This is a genomic window from Brevibacillus gelatini (assembly GCF_050920745.1).
In the GTDB taxonomy this organism is placed as follows: Bacteria; Bacillota; Bacilli; order Brevibacillales; family Brevibacillaceae; genus Brevibacillus; species Brevibacillus gelatini.
This window is the reverse complement of record NZ_CP154342.1, coordinates 2,947,658-2,965,506: the sequence shown is the minus strand read 5'-3', so window position 1 is coordinate 2,965,506 and position 17,849 is coordinate 2,947,658. Positions and strand designations below refer to the sequence as shown.

The window sequence follows — 17,849 nt, the reverse complement described above, 5'->3', positions numbered from 1 at the left end:
ACATGGTGACGTTGGACTCATCCATTGCCTTTTTGGTTTATGTGACGGCCGTTTCCAGCGCAGCGGCAGGTGTGACCGAAGCTTTCAAATCGGTCATTCCGTTTTTGGCGACAGACTACGAACCGAAGGAAGACCGCTGGGAGGACCAAAACCAGGCGGCACGTCTGATGCACTACAAACGCTTTTGCAATCTGCTGATTTCCGTTGTGGCGGCCGGAGTGATTTTTGGCATGCTCGGTCTCGACCCCGCGCTGATCTTGACCGGAGCGGCTTCTGCCTACGTGGAAAATCCGTGGCAGGTCGGAACCTGGCTGTGGGGCATCATTGCGGTGTTCGGCTCTCCGTTTTTTGCTTCGGTCCTGAAAATTTTGGAGGGGCTCAAGCAGTCGGTAAATAACGGGAACCCGCCGAATCGCCCCAGGCAGAAGGTGAGCGGTCCGCGGGAATGACTGCATCGTGCTTGAACTGTGCCTGTTGCGTGCGGTAAGATAGCAAACGTACATACCGCGAGAGTAGGTGGGCACGATGACAAAGCGAAGTATATTTGCAATATTGGCATGGTTGGCACTGTTCGCCTTCATGCTTGCAGCCTGTTCGGCGCAGTCGGGGCCGTCCGACGCATTCGATCCGGAAAATCAGCAGGAGTACGGAGTGGGCGGAATTTATTTGGGACAAAACATCAAGGAAGCGATGGACATTATCAAGCCGACCAAAGCTGATTTTATGGATATGGTGACACGCGAAAGCTACACGGTGGAAAGAATGGCGAAGGGCGAGGGTGAGGCTGTCATGGGCATGCTCTTGCTTGATCGCACGCAACTGCTTGTCAAGGTCAGAAAAGGCGAGTTGATCTCCATCATGCTAAGCGGAGTGGCCAAAGAAGACGCCGCTCGGTTCAAAACGTTCCGGGGCCTTGCCATGTACGACAGCGGCGAGCAACTGAAAAAGCTGTACGGTGAAGGCAGCGGGGAAAAGGAAGTGGTGTACGAAGGCAGCAAGTACACCGCAAACTTCGGGCTGGAAAACAATCAGGTCGTTTGGTTCCGGTTTGACAGCAAGTAAATAGCATCCGCCAGGCAAGGGCAAGGACTGGACGAACCCTCGTCTGACAGGCTGACAGAGTGAAAGTGAGTTCTCGAAAAAAGAGAAGCTCACTTTCTTTTTTGCCCATCCCGGTCAGCGCGCGTCGGCTCGCTACGTCTTGTGCAGCCACTGTATTTGCACCTGATAAGCTTTGCAAATTCCTTCCACAAGCTCCGTCAGGCTGCTGTCGATGAGGTAGATTGTCTCTTCTTCTCCCGGCTGCGGGATGGTGCCGCTGACATGCTCCTGCCATTGTTCAGCCGCCGCCCAGCGATCCGCAGGGGTGCCAGATGCTTTGTCCACCGTAAACAGGGCGACTTGGTCTGCATATACAAACATATGGTCATTCGGCGAGACAAAGCCGAAATCGTCCACATGCTCAACCGCAGCCTCGGGAGGAAGCAGGAGCAGCGAGAACTCGTCGCCAAGCATGCGGGACTTATGCAAAATCGCTTTCAGCTTGTCTTTTTCTGTCTCGTTCTCGACAATAAAAAGCAGTTTGTCCCGATCGAAGACATTGACATGGTCCCCGATTTTATGTATGACTTGAGCATAGAAGCCAGGCAATTTCCCGTCTGGGATCGCAAGCTCGATTCCGTACATATGACGCATTGCGCTTCATCCTTTTCTCCAAGCTTTTTTCTTATCGTACCAAAAAAACAGGGAGGTTCCTATGAGCGACCAACAGCTTGCCATCCAATCTTTTGCCTTGGGCGGCTTTCAAACAAACGCCTACGTCCTAACCAACACGGATACAGAAGAGACGATTGTCATAGACCCTGGCATGGAGCCAGCGCGGCTTTTGCAGGCAATTGCCGACAAAAACGTCGTGGCCATCCTTTTGACCCACGCCCACCTCGACCATATCGGGGGACTGAACCAGGTGCGTGCGCTGACGAAAGCGCCTGTGTACATTCATCCGCTGGAACAGGAGTGGCTGACCAATCCCGATCTCAACGGCTCCAGCCGCTGGGGATTGCCCGAGCCGATCGTGTGCGAACGCGCCGAGCACGAGCTGGCTGACGGCCAGACGCTGCGACTCGCCGGGTTTGACATCCAGGTACTGCACACGCCGGGGCATTCGCCGGGGAGCTGTTCGTTTGTGATCGGCAAGCATTGCTTTGGCGGAGATGTGCTGTTTGCGCAGAGCATTGGCCGGACCGATTTGCCGGGGGGCGATTACGAGACGCTGATGATTAGCATCCAGGACAAACTGTTCGAGCTTGACGACGACACGATCGTCTACCCGGGGCACGGACCGAAGACGACGATTGACTACGAAAAAACGTACAATCCGTTTGTAACGGGCATGCTGCGCTAAAGACTGCCCGACTCTTTTCCGGTTAAGCGAAGAGGATTTTGTCGGATGGCGGCGAAAAAGAATGGGTTATCTTAAAGTCAAAAGGAGCTACTCACGATGAAGCAAGCATGGAGCAAGTGGGTCATCATCACAGCAGTCGGCTGTATGAGTCTGGTCGGGTGCGTCCCGCAAGCAGCCCCGGATCACCAAGCTTCCAAGGCTCCTTCCCAGCATGTGAACCCATCTGAATCCGCCACGCCGCAGACGCCAGAGGACGATTTTGCCGATACGGGAGCGAGCGTACCCGCTCTTCCACCGGAAGAAGCGCCTTCGCGTTTTCCGGAACAGCGAATCTCGCTGCTCGCCGTCGGGGACATCATGGTTCATCAGGAGCAGCTGGATGCCGTCTGGAACCCGGCTACCAAAGCCTACGATTTCCACAAGTTTTTTCCGTATGTCACGCCGCTGTTTCAACAGGCAGACTGGGTGATCGGCAACCTGGAAACGACGATGAGCGGCAGCCAGGCCCGCTATTCGGGCTATCCGATGTTCAACTCACCCGAATCGCTGGCACAGACGTTGAAGGAAGTGGGCTTTACCGCCGTAACGACGGCGAACAATCACTCGATGGATCGCAAGGAGCAGGGCGTGCTGCAAACGATCAAATACCTGGATCAGGCAGGAATTTTGCACACCGGGACGTTTGCCAGCGCCGAGGAACGCGACGAGCCGCTTCTCTTGACCAAGGACGGTTTTACGCTCGCCCTGCTGTCCTATACGTACGGGACGAACGGCATTCCCATTCCGCCAGAGAAGCCGTATCTCGTGAACCTGATCTCGCCGGAACGGATGAAGCAGGACATTGCCCGGGCGAAGGAAAAGGGAGCGGATCTGGTCGCCGTGGCGCTTCACTTCGGCGTCGAATACCAGCGGCTGCCCAATGCGGAGCAAATCCGGACAGCCGAGCTGTGCTTGACATACGGAGCCGATCTGATTTTGGGGGCCCATCCGCATGTGGTTCAGCCGTATGAGTGGAAGACGGTAAAACGGGAGGACGGCACAGAGCACACGGGACTGATTGCGTATTCGCTTGGCAACTTCATCTCAGCCCAGCGCTGGGACTACAAGGATGTGGGAGCGATTCTCAAGCTCACCTTGCACAAGGACGAGTATGGAAAAGCGAGCATCGAGCAAGCGGAGCTGCTTCCGACCTACGTTCATTTTTTCCGCAAAAACAACAAACGCCATTACGTCATCTATCCCGTGGAGGAAACGTTGGCAGGGCTAAAGCGCGGAGAAAAATACCCGACCCTCACCAAAGAAGCGATCCAGTACATGACCCGCTTGCAAAAGGAGATGCCGGTCCACGTGAATACGGTTGTTTCCAGGAAAAAAGCCAGCTGATCCGTAGCTGGCCTTATTTCTTTCCGAAGCCGAACGGCAGATTCAGCTTCAGTTGCAGTTTCAGCTCTTCGTTTTGCAGGCTGATGCCCAGTACCTGGATGTTGGGCGAGATCAGCTCGGGATAAAAGCCGAGATCGTACGCTTTTTCCATCTCGTCTATGGTCGCTTGCGGCAACGCGAAGCCGTCGAAGGAAAGCTCGCTGATGTGGAATTTCAGTTCGGTAGGAGAGACGAGCTCGTAGCTGCCCACCAGACGAAGCTCCATATGGTCGTATGTGCCTTCGACGATCAGCTTGTTGTCGACAAAGGAGAAGCGGGACTGCTTGAACAACTCGTCCTTTTGCATCAAAAACTGGTTGAAATCGCTTTGCTTGATCGTCAGCGTATGGTTGAACAAACCGTCCGACTGAATGCGATCAGGCGTGGCCAGCTCCGGCACTTGCACCATCACCTTTGCCAGCATGCCGAAAAACGTCTGGAAAGCGGGCAAGCCGCGTTGTTCCCAATCATTGATCAAGTGATCCATCAGTGCCTGTACGGTAGTCGGGTCGTCCAGCTTCTGCACGTTTTTCTCTTTTTCCGCCTGGATGGCGAGCATCTCTGCCAGTTGCTGCTCGTATTTTTTTCGCAGATCCTGGAGCAGCGCCAGCCGGTTTTGCTTGTCAGTCTGCATGTCCGCAAGCTTTGTGCGCTCGGCATGATACGCCTGCAGCCGATTCATGTCGTGCTCATACAACATTTGATAAAAATCGAACATCAATAAAAATTGATTGAAATTTTCCGCATTCAGGATAAGCGTCAGAAGATTGGCGCGTTCACCTGTGTAGTAAGCCCGTGCCACCTCGCCGGCGTGGCGCTGCATCGCCTCGATCACGAGCTTTTGACGCTGCAGGTCGAGATCGATTTGAGCAATATCCCGATATGTCCGAGCCTCTTCCGCCTTGAGCAAGGTGAGGGTTCGCTCCAGCTCTTTTTGGGTGAAATGCTGCTGCAGGATGAGTTGCTCCAGCGGCAGTGCAGCCTCTTCCTGGGCGAACACCGTCAGCGGACATACTAGCAGGAACAAGACGAGCAGTAATTTGCGCATGTTTTCACCTTTTGCTTTCATGATGGAAGTCGCTTGCCTTTTCACATTGTATGACTTCTTTTTCGTATTATAGCCTTATCAGGTTGAAATTGGATAGCAGGAGAAGAGTCGAATGGATATTATTGCACAGATTCGCCACGAAATCGAAAACCAGGAGCAAGGCGCCATTTCGTTTGCGCGCTTTATGGAGCTGGCACTCTATCACGACTCCTATGGCTATTATATGTCGGACTTGCCCAAGGTAGGCAAAGATGGCGATTTTTTTACCAGTGCGACTGTACACACGGTGTTTGGAGAAACATTGGCGGATGCGGTGTGCGAGTTGTGGCAGACAGCGGGGATCGGGCAGCCCGTGCTCGTCGAAATCGGCGGGGGCACGGGCAGCTTGTGCAGCAGCATGCTGGGGCGGATACGCGAGACGGCGCCGGAAATGTACAAGAAGCTGAAAGTCGTTCTCATCGAGGCAAGCCCTTATCACCGGAGACGACAGGAGGAAGCGCTGCGCGAGCATGACGTGCAAAAGGTGTGGCACGCTTCGCTTGCAGATGCGGCTAACGAAAAAGCAGTGGAAGGAGTCATCCTGTCCAATGAATGGCTGGATGCTTTTCCCGTTCACATCGCAGAGCGGACGAAGACAGGCTGGAAGGAAGTCGCAGTGACCTGCGCAGAGGGAAAATTTACCGAAGTGCTGCGGGAGCCGACAGCGCCACTTTTGGCTGAACTGGCGGAAATCGAGTCCGCCACGCCGATTCCATCCGGCATGCGGATCGAGGTAAACCTGGGGCTGAAACAGGCGGCAGAGCAGGTAGGACGCCTGTTGGCAAAAGGCTTTGCCGTGACGATTGATTACGGGGATCGCCAGGAAGAACTGTATCACCCAAGCCGCAAAAAAGGCACGCTGATGTGCTACTACCGCCACCAGGCGCACGACAATCCGTACATCAACGTCGGGGAGCAGGATATTACCGCACACGTCAACTTTTCCGCCTGGAGCCGCTATGGCGAAGCAGCAGGCTTGCAGGAGGTTGCCTACATGCGCCAGGACAAGTTTTTGCTGCAATGCGGGCTGCTGCACAAGGCGGTCGCGCATCAGGATACGGACCCGTTTACCAGCAAAGCGATGAAGCGCAACCGGGCGATTTTGCAGTTGATCGATCCGGCCGGATTGGGCGGGCGCTTCCGGGTCATGGTACAGCAAAAAGGCATCGAGCCGAATGCCGCTGCCCTGCCCGCGTTTTTGCGTCCATAAAAATAAAAAAGATGCTCGCGATTGAGCATCTTTTTTTGTTACATCATCAGTTGCATGAAAGCGTGTTCTTGTCCGCCTACAGGCATTACGAAGAAGGTGTAATACGTGAACCCTACAAAAGACAGGAACATGAAGCAGAAGAAAATGTTGAGATACGCCCGTTCAGTCAGGCTCATGTAGCTCAACGCCACAAAGAACGCAGTAAGACCGAAGAAGATGAGCGCCATTGGGTACAGACCACCCCAGAACGACATCAGCGCGATCACAATCGTCCAAAAACCGAGAACGCGATACATACGATCCATTTGTTGTCCCCCCTTTTTGTATCGATCGGTAAGATTTACAAGATTCCTCCCCCATTATATAGGACAGGCGAAGACGTGTAAACGATAAAGCTATGACGTTTTTTTGGCCGATAGGAATTTATAAAATTTTACCCTATCGACATAAGTGCAACTACGGCTCTGCTGTCGCCAAAGGCTCGGCAATCGCCGGGTTTTCTAAACGCGCCGACGTGAAAGGGCAAGAAGACAGGCGCGGCCATGGAAGGACTTTTCTTGCTCAGAACTGGATGACCGTATAGTTGCACGATTTGCAACCCCGAATCATGGAGTCATCCTCACGTAATTCAATGTTTCCCAAGTACGTTTCGAATATTCCCAGCAGGAGAGCGTTGTGCATCTGGCAGACAGCGTTCGGATGTTTCTTGGCCGTTTCAGAAAACGTGCAGTTGTTTACGCGAAAACGAAGCATGCCTTCTTCCAGCTTTTCAATCTCCGGTCTCAAGCCCTGAGCCACGACGAGGCGATGGATCAGGTGCAATTTTTCTTCCAATGTAGCCGTTTGCAAATTCAATCCGCTTTGGACAATCGCCCGTTTTGCCATCTCTGTCCCCATACGATGCCCCATGCGGATAAGAGCGGCTTCGCCCGCCTCACCGAGCGACAGCAGACTTTCGATCGCAATATCGGCCAGCAACTGATAGTCGCGTGGTGGGAATTGCAGGCTCACCACCTGTTCAGACAGTGAATACAACCGGCTGGGACGTCCTCCTTTGCCGCTCTTGTCCGAGACGGTCGTAAGCAGATTCACGTCCTCCAGTTTGGTCAGGTGCAGACGCGCCACATTCGGGTGAATGGAAAAGTGGTCCGCGACGTCCTGAACCGTGATGGGATCTTTGCTGTACGCGACAAACTGGTAAATGGAAAAACGGGTGGGGTCTGCCAAAGCACTGGTTAACTTCTGCATATCATGGTCCATGCCGGATACCCCTTTCTTAACTTGCAAGCCTTGTTTTACGTATGTTTGAAAAAATTTCACATCCTCACCAGTGTATCCGATTTTGTTTGGCTTGTTAAGGTGGCAGTGTGCTACAACAGCAGATCATCTCATTTTTCTGTCTAGTTATTAGATTAACTACTATTGACATAGTGTTAACTATGGATTTATAATCCAAAGTAAGGAAAAATTTTTTATTAGCTTACTTTTTGCGAGTTAATATCTCAAAGAAATTAACGAAGCAGTGAGCAACACCAAGAACACATTAAAAAACACATGGAAATAGATGAGACGGAGGGGTAAACCGATGGCAGTTGCTGAGCGTACACAAACCAAAAAATTGACGTTTTTCACGTATCCGAGCTGCACATCCTGTCGCAAAGCCAAAGCCTGGCTTGCAGAAAATGGAGTCAATTACGAAGAGCGGCACCTGTTCAAAAATCCGCCTACAGCGGAAGAACTGATGGATATTATCAAAATGACGACGAACGGACTCGATGAAATTTTGTCGACCAGAAGCCAGCGCTTCAAAAATCTGGATGTGGATATTAACGACATGTCTGTCAAAGAGCTGCTGGAGATGCTGAGCGAGGAGCCGCAACTGTTGAAGCGGCCGATCCTCACCGATGGCGAGAACCTGATTGTCGGCTACAATTCATCCGCGATGAAAAACTTGTTGTCATAACGAAAAGAGGAGAGGAGGCACAGGCCTTCTCTTTTTTTTGTCGATAGGATTTTTCCCGGCGACACGGTACAATAAAGCCAATACAACCGACGAAAAGGATGGAGACTGTTCATGGAAACTGTACTGATCCGAAAAGAAGCAGGGATTGCCACGATTACGCTGAACCGTCCGCATGTACATAACGCGATCAGCATGGAGCTGGTAGATGAGCTGCAGCAGGTGTTGGCAGATTGCCAGTCCGATCCGCAGGTAAAGGTGCTCGTCATTACAGGTACAGGCAAAAGTTTTGTCTCCGGCGGCGACCTGAACCAGTTCATCGCAGCCAGAGGGCATGAGCAGGCGCACCCGCTGCTCAGCAAAGTGGCGGGTCTTTTGTCGAGTATCGACCTATACACGAAGCCGGTCATCGCCATGGTGAACGGAGCGGCAGTAGGCGGCGGGTGCGAGTTTGCCGGGGCGTGCCATTTCCGCTTCGCAAGCGAGCAGGCGCTGTTTGGCTTCGTGCAGATCAGCATGCATATCACGACGGGCTGGGGCGGAGGCAGCCGGCTTTTGGACCTGCTCCCTGAGTCAAAGGCACTCGCTCTCTTGCTTGCCGGCGAAAGACTTTCCGCGCAGGAGGCCAAGACTTACGGCTTCGTGGACGAGGTTTATCCGCATGAGCAGCTTGCGGACGCTGTGTACGGTTTTGCGCAAAAAATTGCGGCGCAGCCGCTTGTCGGAATCGAGGCCTACATGCAGCTTGTGCGTTGGAAGCGGGAAGGGCTTGTGCGCGAGGAGCGCATCAGGCGGGAGGTCGATCAGTGTGCCCATCTGTGGGGCAGCCCCGCGCATGTGTCCGTCGTGCAAAAATTCCTCACCAGGCAGTAGCTTTCGGCCGATTCGGGTTCTTCTCGTTTAAACATTTCTTTGCTTGGACATACTTTTTCTAGTAGAAAGCGATTCTACAAGAGTAGGGAAAAGCATAGGATGAACTACATCATCCTTTTTAAAGGTAACGGGAGGGACTCATATATGGTAGCTTCCAGACAAGACGCATGGACCGAAGATGACGATCTCGTGTTGGCGGAAGTCACCTTGCGCCACATACGCGAAGGCGGCACACAGCTCGCCGCATTTGAAGAAGTGGGCCAAAGGTTGGGCAGGACTGCGGCTGCGTGCGGTTTTCGCTGGAATAGTTGCGTGCGCAAACGCTACGATGCAGCAATCTCGATTGCCAAGAGCCAAAGACAGCAACTGAAAAAAATGGGCCGAATACAAGCGCCAGCCGCAGTCACCGAGACGGAAGCTGTGTTGCTGCCGCGAAGAAAAGGGACATCGGCAGTCCAGGAGACGCAGGCTTCCGGGCTGGAGATCGCGAATGAGGAGCAGATCGAAGCGGTTATTCGCATGCTCGTCAACCAGAAAGAATTGGCCCGCCGCGTGCGACAATTGGAACAAGAGTTGGAAGGAAAAGAGTCGGAGTTAAAAGAATTAAAAGAAGCGTACGAGCGCGTCAAAAAAGAACTGGAGCAGGTTCAGGGCGTAAACGACGACTACCGCGCCCTCGTGCAGATTATGGATCGTGCCCGCAAGCTCGCCTTTTTGCAGGAAGAGGAAACCGCCAAAGCCATTTTCAAAATGGATGAAAACGGCAATTTGGAGCGCGTGGAAAAATAAACCGATTGCCTGATGGCGAAAACCTGATGGCGAAAAAAAGAAGCGGGATGAGCACCGCTTCTTTTTTCGTCCAAACAAAGAGCTAGTCTTGCAGCCCCACGTTTTCCGGCAACCAGACGTAAGGATTTTCGCCACGGTCGCGGATCGGATTGTACTTGACAGGGGTAAAGCCCATTTTCAGCCAAAATTCGTCCGCACGACAGCGGGAGTTGGTTTTGATAGGAGCGCCAAAGCTTTTTGCGTGGTTAACCAGAGCTGTCCCGTAATCTTTGCCACGGTAGTCAGGCAGGACTTCAAGCTTCCACAGCTCGTAGTAATCTTGGGCAGGCTGGAAATAACGATCGTATTTCCCATCGATTTTATAGAGGCTCATGCGTGCTACCAGAAGATCGTTGTCGTAAATGCCATAAAAAGGAGATTCCGAATCGTTCTCCACGATGTTCGCCTCCAGGTCTTCCTTCATCGAAAGCTCCTCCAGGCCAAATTCGCGAAACTTTTGGAATTCCTCCAGTGTCTTGTAGTTGATCTGTAAACGTTTTACTTCAAACATGGTTAGCCACTCCTCTCACAGCTCATTGCCTTGGCCAGCTTTGGCCACTCTCCTCTATTATACACAAGGATGGCATTTTCCGAAGCGTTTTCTTTTGCTCGTCTAGGAGTTGCCAGGGAGTGATGGCGCTTTCATGGAAAAAAATAAAAAATTCTTGCTAGAACTATGTTCATTCTCATGGCAAAATAGAAGTAAGCAGCACATGAAACAAACCGGGCAAACAATTTGGAAGCGCTTTCGATTGGAGTCGGTTTGTCAAAGAAGGGAGCGTTGCCATGCGCAAGGTATTGATCGCAAACCGCGGCGAAATTGCCAGAAGGATCATTCGCACCTGCCGCGAACAAGGAGTCGCGACCGTAGCGGTTTATTCGGATGCCGACCGCGACCTGCCGTTTGTTCGCGAAGCAGATGAAGCCATTCATATCGGTCCGCCGCCAGTGCCGCACAGTTATTTGAATGTGGAGGCCATTATCGCGGCTGCCAAGAGCACGAATGCTGATGCCATTCACCCCGGCTACGGACTGCTTTCGGAAAACGAAGCGTTCGCAAGTCGCGTTCTGGAGGAAGGACTGATCTTCATCGGCCCTTCGCCGAAAGTCATCGGGCTAATGGGCGACAAGCTGACCGCCCGCAAAATCATGCAGGAGGCAGGCGTGCCTGTCGTACCAGGCTGTGAGGAGCCGCTTGCAACCGTGGAGGAGGCAGCAGCCAAAGCGGCGGAAATCGGCTATCCGGTCATGCTGAAGGCCAGTGCAGGCGGAGGCGGGATCGGGATGCAAATCTGCCGGGAGGAGTCGCAGTTGCTGCAAGCCTATCAGTCGGCAAAGGGACGGGCGAAAGCTTATTTCGGCAACGATGCGATGTACGTGGAAAAATACGTGGAGCGCCCGCGCCATATTGAAGTGCAGATTGCCGCGGACAACGACGGCAACGTCATTCATTTGCTGGAGCGCGAATGCTCGATCCAGCGCCGGCATCAAAAGGTGCTGGAGGAAAGCCCGTCGCCGTTTCTCGACCCTGCCACCCGCGCGAAGCTGTGCGAAGCAGCCGTTAAGGCAGCGAAGGCCGTCGGCTACACGGGCCTCGGTACGGTCGAATTTATCGTAGATGAAAACAAAAACTTTTACTTTTTGGAAATGAACACGCGCTTGCAGGTGGAGCATGCGGTCACAGAAGAAATGATCGGCTGCGATCTGGTTGCCATGCAGCTTGCCATCGCGGACGGACATCCGTTGCCGATCAGCCAGGACGACGTGCTGGCGAAGCGCCACGCGATCGAACTGCGCGTGTACGCCGAGGACCCTGTGACGTTTTTGCCGTCGCCAGGCACGATAACGCTGTATCAGGCACCTGTCATGGAGCATGTGCGCATTGATGACGGGGTGGAGTCCGGCACACAGGTTACTCCTTTTTACGATCCGATGATTGCCAAGGTGATTGTTTCCGGGCTGACCCGGGAAGAGGCTGTGCAAAGAGCGCAGGCAGCGCTGGACAATTTTTTGATTACTGGCATTAAAACGAACATTCCGTTTTTGCAGAAGGTATTGGCAGATGAACAATTCCGGGCGGGAGATTACACCACCTGGTTTATCACGGAGCGCCAAGCCAAGTCTAATCACTAACAAGGAGAGGGTCATTCATGAAACAAGTAATCGCAAACATGGCAGGAACAGTCATTTCCGTATTGGTGCAGCCAGGCGACACCGTCAGCGAAGGGCAGGATGTCATCGTGTTGGAATCGATGAAAATGGAAGTGCCGGTCCAATCGCTGGAAGCAGGCAAAGTCGTCGAGGTCAAGGCGAACGTCGGTGATTTTGTCAACGATGGAGACGTTATTGTCGTCCTCGAATAGTATTTTTTTCGTTTCAAACTGAGCGGTCGCTAGGAAAGGAGGCAAATTGAGCGTGATCGTGCAAATTGTAGAGGTTGGTCCCCGTGACGGGCTGCAAAACGAGAGTGCCATCGTGCCCACAGAAGCGAAAATCGGCTTGGTCCACAAGCTGATGGAAGCAGGATTGGCGCGGATCGAAGCAAGCTCCTTTGTCAATCCGCGCTGGATTCCGCAATTGGCTGACGCGGAAGAGGTGTTGAAAGGGATTATGCCCGTTGCCAAAAAAGGGGTGCGCATCAGCGCGCTGGTGCCCAACGTGCGCGGTCTGGAGCGGGCGCGGCAATGCGGTCTTGAGGAGATAGCCCTGTTCATGTCAGCCTCGGAGAGCCACAACCGCAAAAACATTAACAAAAGCATCGCGGAAACCTTTCCCGTGCTTGCGGAAGTGGCGAAGGAGGCGCTCGCTCTCGGGATGCGCGTGCGCGGGTACGTTTCCACGGTATTCGGTTGCCCGTACGAAGGAGATGTTCCTGTCGACAGCAGCCGGAGAGTCACCGATGCTTTGCTGGAGATGGGGGTGTACGAAGTTTCGCTCGGGGACACGATCGGGGTGGCGACGCCAAAGCAGGTACACGAGATTTTTACAGTGCTTGTGAAAGATTTTACGACTGAGCGCTTGGCCGGGCATTTTCACGACACGCGCGGAACAGGTCTGGCGAACGTGGTTGCAGCACTGGAGGAAGGAATCCGCACGTTTGACAGCTCGATTGGCGGTCTGGGCGGCTGTCCGTACGCACCCGGCGCAGCAGGCAACATCTCGACCGAAGATTTGGTCTACATGCTGCACGGCATGGGATATGAGACCGGAGTCGACCTGAATCGGCTGACGGAGGCGGGCGCCTACATCCAGGAGCAACTGGGCAGGGAGCTGTCCTCGAAAGTGCTGAAAGCAAACCTGGCAAAGCGCAAGCTGGATGAGCATATGTAGAGAGGAGGGGCCACATGTCGATTTCTTTTCAAAAAGAGGGCATGGTCGGGATCGTGACGATTGACAGGCCGGACGTTTTCAACTGCCTGAACCTCGCGACATTGACCGAGCTGAGACAGCTTGTCGCGGAGTTGGCGAGTGATCGCAGCACGCGTGTCGTGATCGTGACAGGAGCGGGAGACAAGGCGTTTTGCTCGGGGGCGGATTTGAAGGAGCGGCGCGGCATGTCGCCTGAACAGGTCGAGCACTACATCCGGACGATCCGCGACACGTTCAGCGAGTTGGAAAAGCTGCCGAAGCCGGTCATTGCCGCCATCAACGGCCTGGCGCTGGGCGGCGGCACAGAGCTGGCGCTCGCCTGCGATCTTCGGCTGATGAGCGATCAGGCGCAAATGGGCTTGACGGAGACTTCTCTCGGGATTATTCCGGGAGCGGGCGGGACGCAGCGTCTGCCCCGACTGGTGGGCAAGGGTATCGCCAAAGAGCTGATTTTTACCGCGCGGCGCGTTCAGCCGGACGAGGCCTTGTCTATTGGACTGGTCAACCGGGTCGTCCCTGCCGACCAGCTGATGGCCGCTGCGCTGGAGCTGGCGAAGAAGATTGCAGACAACGCTCCGCTGGCGCTGGCACAAGCCAAGTTCGCGATTGACTGTGGGAGCGAGGTAGAACTGGGAGCAGGACTGTTGATCGAGAGCAACGCTTACCAGTTGCTCGTTCCGACCAAAGACCGCCTGGAAGGACTGGCAGCCTTTGCCGAAAAACGAAAACCGAACTATCGCGGAGAGTGACGAGGGGGAGTAGCCGATGAGCAAGCATTTGGAAGAGACGTTGCAGGAAAAAATCGCGCAGATCAAGCAAGGTGGCGATGCCAAGTACCACGAAAAGCTCAAGGAGCAAAACAAGCTGTTTGTCCGCGATCGGCTGAAGCTGTTGTTCGACGATGAATTCATGGTCGAGGACGGACTGTTCGCCAATGTCATGGCAGGAGATTTGCCTGCAGACGGCGTCGTGACCGCCATCGGAAAAGTAAACGGCCAGACGGTGTGCGTCATGGCCAACGACTCTACCGTCAAGGCAGGCTCCTGGGGGGCGCGGACGGTAGAAAAAATCATCCGCATTCAGGAAACGGCAGAGAAAATGCGCGTGCCGCTGATTTATCTCGTGGACTCTGCCGGGGCGCGGATTACGGATCAACTGGAAATGTTCCCTGGCAGACGGGGAGCGGGCCGGATTTTTTACAACCAGGTGAAGCTGTCCGGAAAAATTCCGCAGGTCTGCATCCTGTTCGGTCCGTCTGCGGCTGGCGGAGCGTACATCCCGGCGTTTTGCGACATCGTCATCATGGTCGACAAAAATGCGAGCATGTACCTGGGCTCCCCGCGCATGGCCGAGATGGTGATCGGGGAAAAGGTGAGTCTGGAGGAGCTGGGCGGCGCCCGGATGCACTGCTCGGTGAGCGGCTGCGGCGACGTGCTGGCCGCCAATGAAGAGGAAGCGATTCAGGCGGCGCGCACCTACTTGAGCTTCTTCCCGGCCAACTACACGCAAAATCCTCCGCTGGCAGCGGCGAAAGGCCCGATCGAAACCGCCAAGGACATCTCCGGCATTGTGCCGGAAAATCAAAACACGGCCTTCAACATGTACGATCTGATTCAGGCATTGGTCGATGCCGATTCGTTTTTCGAGATCAAAAAGCTGTTTGCCCAGGAGCTGATTACAGGTCTTGCCCGTCTGGACGGCAAGCCGGTCGGCATTATTGCCAATCAGCCGCGGGTGAAGGGCGGCGTCCTGTTCGTCGATTCGGCTGACAAAGCGGCGCGCTTTATTACGCTGTGTGACGCGTTCGGCATCCCGCTTTTGTTCCTCGCTGACGTTCCAGGCTTCATGATTGGCACAGCGGTGGAGCGAGCAGGGATCATCCGCCACGGGGCGAAAATGATCTCTGCGATGGCGGAAGCGACCGTACCGAAAATTTCCGTCATCGTGCGCAAGGCGTACGGAGCAGGACTGTACGCGATGGCCAGCTCGGCGTTCGAGCCGGATGCGTGTATCGCCCTGCCAGGCGCCCAAATCGCGGTGATGGGCCCGGAGGCTGCTGTGAACGCCGTTTACAGCAACAAGATTCAGGCCATCGAAGACCCGGCCGAGCGCCAGGCGTTCATTCAGGAAAAGCGCAAAGAGTACCAGGAGGACATCGATCTGTACCTGTTGGCCTCGAACCTGATCGTCGACGCAATTGTTCCGCCGAGCAGCTTGCGCGAGGAACTGATTGCGCGCTACGAAATTTACAAGGACAAACGGCAAGTGTTCTCCGACCGGAAGCATCCTGTTTATCCGGTGTAGGAGGAAAAAGACAGAGACTGTCGTCTTCGGGCGGCAGTCTTTTTTGGGCTGGCGAATAGGGCAATTCTTTTTCGAGTTGCTATAGACTCAGCCAGGCTTTCGGCTTGAAAAAACGTTGATCGGGGCTGTAGCGTAGAGAGGAAACAGGAGAAAGCGCTATAGGTCTTGGGCCTCTGGCAGGGGAGTGGAGACTGTCCGCCTCCGGGGAAAAAGGAAAACCGCGTCAAAAGTAGAGAATTCATAAGAAGTGGGTTCAGGTTGACGCTTAAAAGCGTGTTTTCCTTTTTCCCCTCCGGCTTGGCAGGAGTCCCAAAGACCTTCGCTGGCTTTCTCCTGTTTCCTCTACGAGCTGGCTCTGTCTGTCGATACTGATTTTTGGTTGTCGTTCAGGTAGCAAGACGCACAAGGAAACAAAGCCGTTTCAAAAAGACTTCTGGATTGGCAAGCAACATCGTCAATAGCTCTCAGAAAGGTCCACACGAAGGCCCGCATTCCTTCTTTAGAATCTTGTACAATCTACCCTGCTTTTCTTTTTCCAGTCCCGACACCCCCTTTAGCCCCTGACGAGGAAAGAGACGAAATCCGCGAAAGCTCTTTGGGCTCCCAACCGAGGCTCCGGGGAAAAAAGCGAAACACGCTTTTCGCGTCCAACTCTGAGAAGCTTCCTGAATGGACCACTTTTGGACGCGGTTTCGCTTTTTTCCCCGGAGCCGGGCAGTCCAACCCCCAGCAGGGAGCCCAAGGCGCTACAGCGATTTCGTCTCTTTCCTCGCCACCCCAAAAGCCCCGATCAAGTCTGCCTTTAAAAAAGCACCTACTACACCCAAGTGTTCACCTCATCCGGTCATGTCCGCTCATGCAAGCCACCCAAACACCCGGAAATATTTCGATAATTGCGTTTTTTTAATGCCAATCAATTGAACAATCTCCTAAACTCTGCTATTCTTATAAAACAAGTATTGATTAATGTAGGTGAACAAATGCAGCCAGTAACTAGCGATTTGCAAGTAGTCGTAGTTGGCGGTGGCTCCGTCGGGTTGCTGTATGCAGCAAGGCTTGCGCTCGCCGGACAATCCGTGGCTGTCGTCACACGCAGTTCAATTCAGGCGAATCAGCTCATGGAACAGGGACTCTGGCTCCAGAGCCTCGACGGCAAAAAAACGAAAGTGACAGTACCTGCCCAACCGATTGAAGCTGGTCTGCCGACAGGAAACTTGTACCTGCTGACCGTCAAGCAGCCCGATTTGCCCGCGCTGCTTCCGGCTTTGGCCGGATTGAACCGCTCCGCGCGCGTCATCGCGCTGCAAAACGGCATGGGGCACCAGGAACTGCTTGCAGAAGTGCTGGCGGACACACAATGCTTTTTCGCCATCCATACCGAAGGAGCAAGAAGGCATTCGGCTACAGAAGTAGAGCATACCGGAACAGGTACCTTGCGTGTCGGGCCATGGCAAGAAAGCAACGATAAAGATCCCGTGATCGCTGCTTTTGTCGCTTGGGCATCGGCTGCGGGTATTGCGGCGATCTACGAAAAAGCGATGGAACCGCATGCGTGGAAAAAGCTGCTTGCCAATGCCTTGATTAATCCGCTCACGGCTTTGTTTGAAATCCCCAATGGGGCGTTACTCGACAACTCGTATACACAAGGGCTGATGCGCGACTTATTTGAGGAAGCCGCGAAGGTCGCCGCTTTCGCCGGACAAAAAATCGGGGAAGCAGACTGGCAGGAAATTGTCGCCATTTGCCGAAGTACTTCCCGTAATCTTTCCTCCATGCTGCAGGATGTGAAGCGGCACAGACCGACGGAAGTACAATCCATTAACGGCTATCTCGTCAAACTGGGAAAACAGGCCGGGATTCCTACTCCGCTGCACGAAACCTTGCTTCGCGTCATTCTTCTCAAGTCTGGCATGGGAATAGGGAAGGAGGGGAGGCGACAGTAGATGGCCATGTGGACAACATTCTGGTCTTATTTTTGGGGTACACTGACCGTAGTGCCGTTCTTGGGTTTTCCGCTCGTCTATTGGATCGTATACATGGTGAAGCGGAACAAGAGAATGGCTGGTCGCTGGGCGGTGAATATCACGAATTTTTTGGTGATTCGCTCCGCTGTTTCCGCCTACGAACTCATCTGGCCAGAAGCGGTGTCAGCCTGGTGGTGGGTAGGCTGCTTTTTCCTGCTGGCGATTGTGCTTTTGGGCTGGCTCCAGTTGAAGCTGAAAAGACAGCTCTCCCTGAAAAAGATCGGATTTTCCGCTTGGCGGTTGTCGTTTCTCTGGTTTGGACTTGTCTATATAGTGCTGTTTACGACCGGCATAATCAAGACGATGGATGTCGTGTAACGCACTGGTGATACATATCGTATTTATTCCGATAAGAAAGAAGGTTGGAA

20 protein-coding genes are annotated in these 17,849 nt (G+C 53.8%); 15 read left to right on the top strand and 5 right to left on the bottom strand.

Annotation, left to right across the window (positions count from 1 at the left end):
• Positions 1 to 2 precede the first annotated feature (2 nt).
• Both AAFJ72_RS14245 and AAFJ72_RS14240 read left to right on the top strand, forming a co-directional pair.
• Positions 3 to 449: a hypothetical protein gene (locus AAFJ72_RS14245; RefSeq protein WP_432774434.1), complete on the top strand. Its 447-nt coding sequence runs from the start codon at positions 3 to 5 to the stop codon at positions 447 to 449.
• A gap of 76 nt (positions 450 to 525) precedes the next feature.
• Positions 526 to 1,062, top strand: a complete 537-nt coding sequence (locus AAFJ72_RS14240; RefSeq protein WP_432774433.1) for a hypothetical protein — start codon at positions 526 to 528, stop codon at positions 1,060 to 1,062.
• Between the two features lie 132 nt (positions 1,063 to 1,194).
• Here AAFJ72_RS14240 and AAFJ72_RS14235 read toward each other — a convergent pair whose 3' ends face one another.
• Positions 1,195 to 1,695, bottom strand: coding sequence for a hypothetical protein (locus tag AAFJ72_RS14235; RefSeq protein WP_432774432.1), 501 nt, complete (start codon positions 1,693 to 1,695; stop codon positions 1,195 to 1,197).
• Between the two features lie 61 nt (positions 1,696 to 1,756).
• Here AAFJ72_RS14235 and AAFJ72_RS14230 point away from each other — a divergent pair, with 61 nt between their 5' ends.
• Together AAFJ72_RS14230 and AAFJ72_RS14225 are read left to right on the top strand one after the other, a co-directional pair.
• On the top strand, positions 1,757 to 2,404 hold the full coding sequence (locus AAFJ72_RS14230; protein ID WP_122906075.1) for an MBL fold metallo-hydrolase: 648 nt from the start codon (positions 1,757 to 1,759) through the stop codon (positions 2,402 to 2,404).
• A 96-nt stretch (positions 2,405 to 2,500) separates the two neighbouring features.
• A complete protein-coding gene (locus AAFJ72_RS14225; RefSeq protein WP_432774431.1) occupies positions 2,501 to 3,787 on the top strand; it encodes a CapA family protein in 1,287 nt (428 codons plus the stop codon).
• Between the two features lie 13 nt (positions 3,788 to 3,800).
• On the opposite strand, the gene AAFJ72_RS14220 is transcribed toward AAFJ72_RS14225, so the two are convergent.
• Positions 3,801 to 4,874, bottom strand: a complete 1,074-nt coding sequence (locus tag AAFJ72_RS14220; RefSeq protein WP_432774430.1) for a hypothetical protein — start codon at positions 4,872 to 4,874, stop codon at positions 3,801 to 3,803.
• A 112-nt stretch (positions 4,875 to 4,986) separates the two neighbouring features.
• Between AAFJ72_RS14220 and AAFJ72_RS14215 the strand changes: the two genes are divergently transcribed.
• Positions 4,987 to 6,123, top strand: coding sequence for a class I SAM-dependent methyltransferase (locus tag AAFJ72_RS14215; RefSeq protein ID WP_432774429.1), 1,137 nt, complete (start codon positions 4,987 to 4,989; stop codon positions 6,121 to 6,123).
• Between the two features lie 38 nt (positions 6,124 to 6,161).
• Here AAFJ72_RS14215 and AAFJ72_RS14210 read toward each other — a convergent pair whose 3' ends face one another.
• Both AAFJ72_RS14210 and AAFJ72_RS14205 read right to left on the bottom strand, forming a co-directional pair.
• Complete coding sequence (locus AAFJ72_RS14210) at positions 6,162 to 6,428, bottom strand: DUF2626 family protein (protein WP_122906078.1); 267 nt, start codon at positions 6,426 to 6,428, stop codon at positions 6,162 to 6,164.
• A gap of 256 nt (positions 6,429 to 6,684) precedes the next feature.
• Positions 6,685 to 7,383, bottom strand: coding sequence for a helix-turn-helix transcriptional regulator (locus AAFJ72_RS14205; protein WP_122906079.1), 699 nt, complete (start codon positions 7,381 to 7,383; stop codon positions 6,685 to 6,687).
• A gap of 325 nt (positions 7,384 to 7,708) precedes the next feature.
• On the opposite strand from AAFJ72_RS14205, the gene AAFJ72_RS14200 reads away from it, so the two are divergent.
• The 3 genes from AAFJ72_RS14200 (at position 7,709) to AAFJ72_RS14190 (ending at position 9,745) form a co-directional block, all read left to right on the top strand.
• Positions 7,709 to 8,086, top strand: a complete 378-nt coding sequence (locus tag AAFJ72_RS14200; protein WP_122906080.1) for a Spx/MgsR family RNA polymerase-binding regulatory protein — start codon at positions 7,709 to 7,711, stop codon at positions 8,084 to 8,086.
• A 111-nt stretch (positions 8,087 to 8,197) separates the two neighbouring features.
• Positions 8,198 to 8,956 carry an enoyl-CoA hydratase/isomerase family protein gene (locus tag AAFJ72_RS14195; protein WP_432774428.1) on the top strand — a complete coding sequence of 253 codons (759 nt, stop codon included), beginning with the start codon at positions 8,198 to 8,200 and terminating at the stop codon, positions 8,954 to 8,956.
• Positions 8,957 to 9,100: 144 nt separating this feature from the next.
• On the top strand, positions 9,101 to 9,745 hold the full coding sequence (locus AAFJ72_RS14190) for an RsfA family transcriptional regulator (RefSeq protein ID WP_432774427.1): 645 nt from the start codon (positions 9,101 to 9,103) through the stop codon (positions 9,743 to 9,745).
• Between the two features lie 82 nt (positions 9,746 to 9,827).
• Here the strand turns inward: AAFJ72_RS14190 and AAFJ72_RS14185 are convergent, their stop codons facing one another.
• Positions 9,828 to 10,295, bottom strand: coding sequence for an N-acetyltransferase (locus tag AAFJ72_RS14185; RefSeq protein WP_122906083.1), 468 nt, complete (start codon positions 10,293 to 10,295; stop codon positions 9,828 to 9,830).
• A gap of 275 nt (positions 10,296 to 10,570) precedes the next feature.
• Here AAFJ72_RS14185 and AAFJ72_RS14180 point away from each other — a divergent pair, with 275 nt between their 5' ends.
• The 7 genes from AAFJ72_RS14180 (at position 10,571) to AAFJ72_RS14150 (ending at position 17,799) form a co-directional block, all read left to right on the top strand.
• Positions 10,571 to 11,917 carry an acetyl-CoA carboxylase biotin carboxylase subunit gene (locus AAFJ72_RS14180; protein WP_432774426.1) on the top strand — a complete coding sequence of 449 codons (1,347 nt, stop codon included), beginning with the start codon at positions 10,571 to 10,573 and terminating at the stop codon, positions 11,915 to 11,917.
• A 17-nt stretch (positions 11,918 to 11,934) separates the two neighbouring features.
• On the top strand, positions 11,935 to 12,147 hold the full coding sequence (locus AAFJ72_RS14175; protein ID WP_122906085.1) for a biotin/lipoyl-containing protein: 213 nt from the start codon (positions 11,935 to 11,937) through the stop codon (positions 12,145 to 12,147).
• A 52-nt stretch (positions 12,148 to 12,199) separates the two neighbouring features.
• A complete protein-coding gene (locus tag AAFJ72_RS14170; protein ID WP_432774425.1) occupies positions 12,200 to 13,114 on the top strand; it encodes a hydroxymethylglutaryl-CoA lyase in 915 nt (304 codons plus the stop codon).
• A gap of 14 nt (positions 13,115 to 13,128) precedes the next feature.
• Positions 13,129 to 13,902 (top strand): enoyl-CoA hydratase-related protein, encoded by a 774-nt coding sequence (locus tag AAFJ72_RS14165; protein ID WP_432774424.1) that lies wholly within the window; start codon positions 13,129 to 13,131, stop codon positions 13,900 to 13,902.
• 16 nt (positions 13,903 to 13,918) lie between these two features.
• Positions 13,919 to 15,457 carry an acyl-CoA carboxylase subunit beta gene (locus tag AAFJ72_RS14160; RefSeq protein WP_432774423.1) on the top strand — a complete coding sequence of 513 codons (1,539 nt, stop codon included), beginning with the start codon at positions 13,919 to 13,921 and terminating at the stop codon, positions 15,455 to 15,457.
• 980 nt (positions 15,458 to 16,437) lie between these two features.
• Entirely contained in the window at positions 16,438 to 17,400 is a 963-nt protein-coding gene (locus AAFJ72_RS14155; protein WP_432774422.1) for a ketopantoate reductase family protein, read from the top strand.
• Positions 17,401 to 17,799, top strand: a complete 399-nt coding sequence (locus AAFJ72_RS14150; protein WP_432774421.1) for a DUF3397 domain-containing protein — start codon at positions 17,401 to 17,403, stop codon at positions 17,797 to 17,799.
• Positions 17,800 to 17,849: the final 50 nt, after the last annotated feature.

What these genes read in the sequence shown, in the direction of transcription:
- AAFJ72_RS14215 (WP_432774429.1), top strand. Translation starts at nt 4,987, where the DNA reads ATGGATATTATTGCACAGATTCGCCACGAAATCGAAAACCAGGAGCAA.
- AAFJ72_RS14205 (WP_122906079.1), bottom strand. Translation starts at nt 7,383, where the DNA reads ATGGACCATGATATGCAGAAGTTAACCAGTGCTTTGGCAGACCCCACC.
- AAFJ72_RS14195 (WP_432774428.1), top strand. Translation starts at nt 8,198, where the DNA reads ATGGAAACTGTACTGATCCGAAAAGAAGCAGGGATTGCCACGATTACG.
- AAFJ72_RS14155 (WP_432774422.1), top strand. Translation starts at nt 16,438, where the DNA reads ATGCAGCCAGTAACTAGCGATTTGCAAGTAGTCGTAGTTGGCGGTGGC.
- AAFJ72_RS14190 (WP_432774427.1), top strand. Translation starts at nt 9,101, where the DNA reads ATGGTAGCTTCCAGACAAGACGCATGGACCGAAGATGACGATCTCGTG.
- AAFJ72_RS14160 (WP_432774423.1), top strand. Translation starts at nt 13,919, where the DNA reads ATGAGCAAGCATTTGGAAGAGACGTTGCAGGAAAAAATCGCGCAGATC.
- AAFJ72_RS14210 (WP_122906078.1), bottom strand. Translation starts at nt 6,428, where the DNA reads ATGGATCGTATGTATCGCGTTCTCGGTTTTTGGACGATTGTGATCGCG.
- AAFJ72_RS14240 (WP_432774433.1), top strand. Translation starts at nt 526, where the DNA reads ATGACAAAGCGAAGTATATTTGCAATATTGGCATGGTTGGCACTGTTC.
- AAFJ72_RS14235 (WP_432774432.1), bottom strand. Translation starts at nt 1,695, where the DNA reads ATGCGTCATATGTACGGAATCGAGCTTGCGATCCCAGACGGGAAATTG.
- AAFJ72_RS14180 (WP_432774426.1), top strand. Translation starts at nt 10,571, where the DNA reads ATGCGCAAGGTATTGATCGCAAACCGCGGCGAAATTGCCAGAAGGATC.
- AAFJ72_RS14165 (WP_432774424.1), top strand. Translation starts at nt 13,129, where the DNA reads ATGTCGATTTCTTTTCAAAAAGAGGGCATGGTCGGGATCGTGACGATT.
- AAFJ72_RS14230 (WP_122906075.1), top strand. Translation starts at nt 1,757, where the DNA reads ATGAGCGACCAACAGCTTGCCATCCAATCTTTTGCCTTGGGCGGCTTT.
- AAFJ72_RS14245 (WP_432774434.1), top strand. Translation starts at nt 3, where the DNA reads ATGGTGACGTTGGACTCATCCATTGCCTTTTTGGTTTATGTGACGGCC.
- AAFJ72_RS14150 (WP_432774421.1), top strand. Translation starts at nt 17,401, where the DNA reads ATGGCCATGTGGACAACATTCTGGTCTTATTTTTGGGGTACACTGACC.
- AAFJ72_RS14175 (WP_122906085.1), top strand. Translation starts at nt 11,935, where the DNA reads ATGAAACAAGTAATCGCAAACATGGCAGGAACAGTCATTTCCGTATTG.
- AAFJ72_RS14220 (WP_432774430.1), bottom strand. Translation starts at nt 4,874, where the DNA reads ATGCGCAAATTACTGCTCGTCTTGTTCCTGCTAGTATGTCCGCTGACG.
- AAFJ72_RS14200 (WP_122906080.1), top strand. Translation starts at nt 7,709, where the DNA reads ATGGCAGTTGCTGAGCGTACACAAACCAAAAAATTGACGTTTTTCACG.
- AAFJ72_RS14225 (WP_432774431.1), top strand. Translation starts at nt 2,501, where the DNA reads ATGAAGCAAGCATGGAGCAAGTGGGTCATCATCACAGCAGTCGGCTGT.
- AAFJ72_RS14185 (WP_122906083.1), bottom strand. Translation starts at nt 10,295, where the DNA reads ATGTTTGAAGTAAAACGTTTACAGATCAACTACAAGACACTGGAGGAA.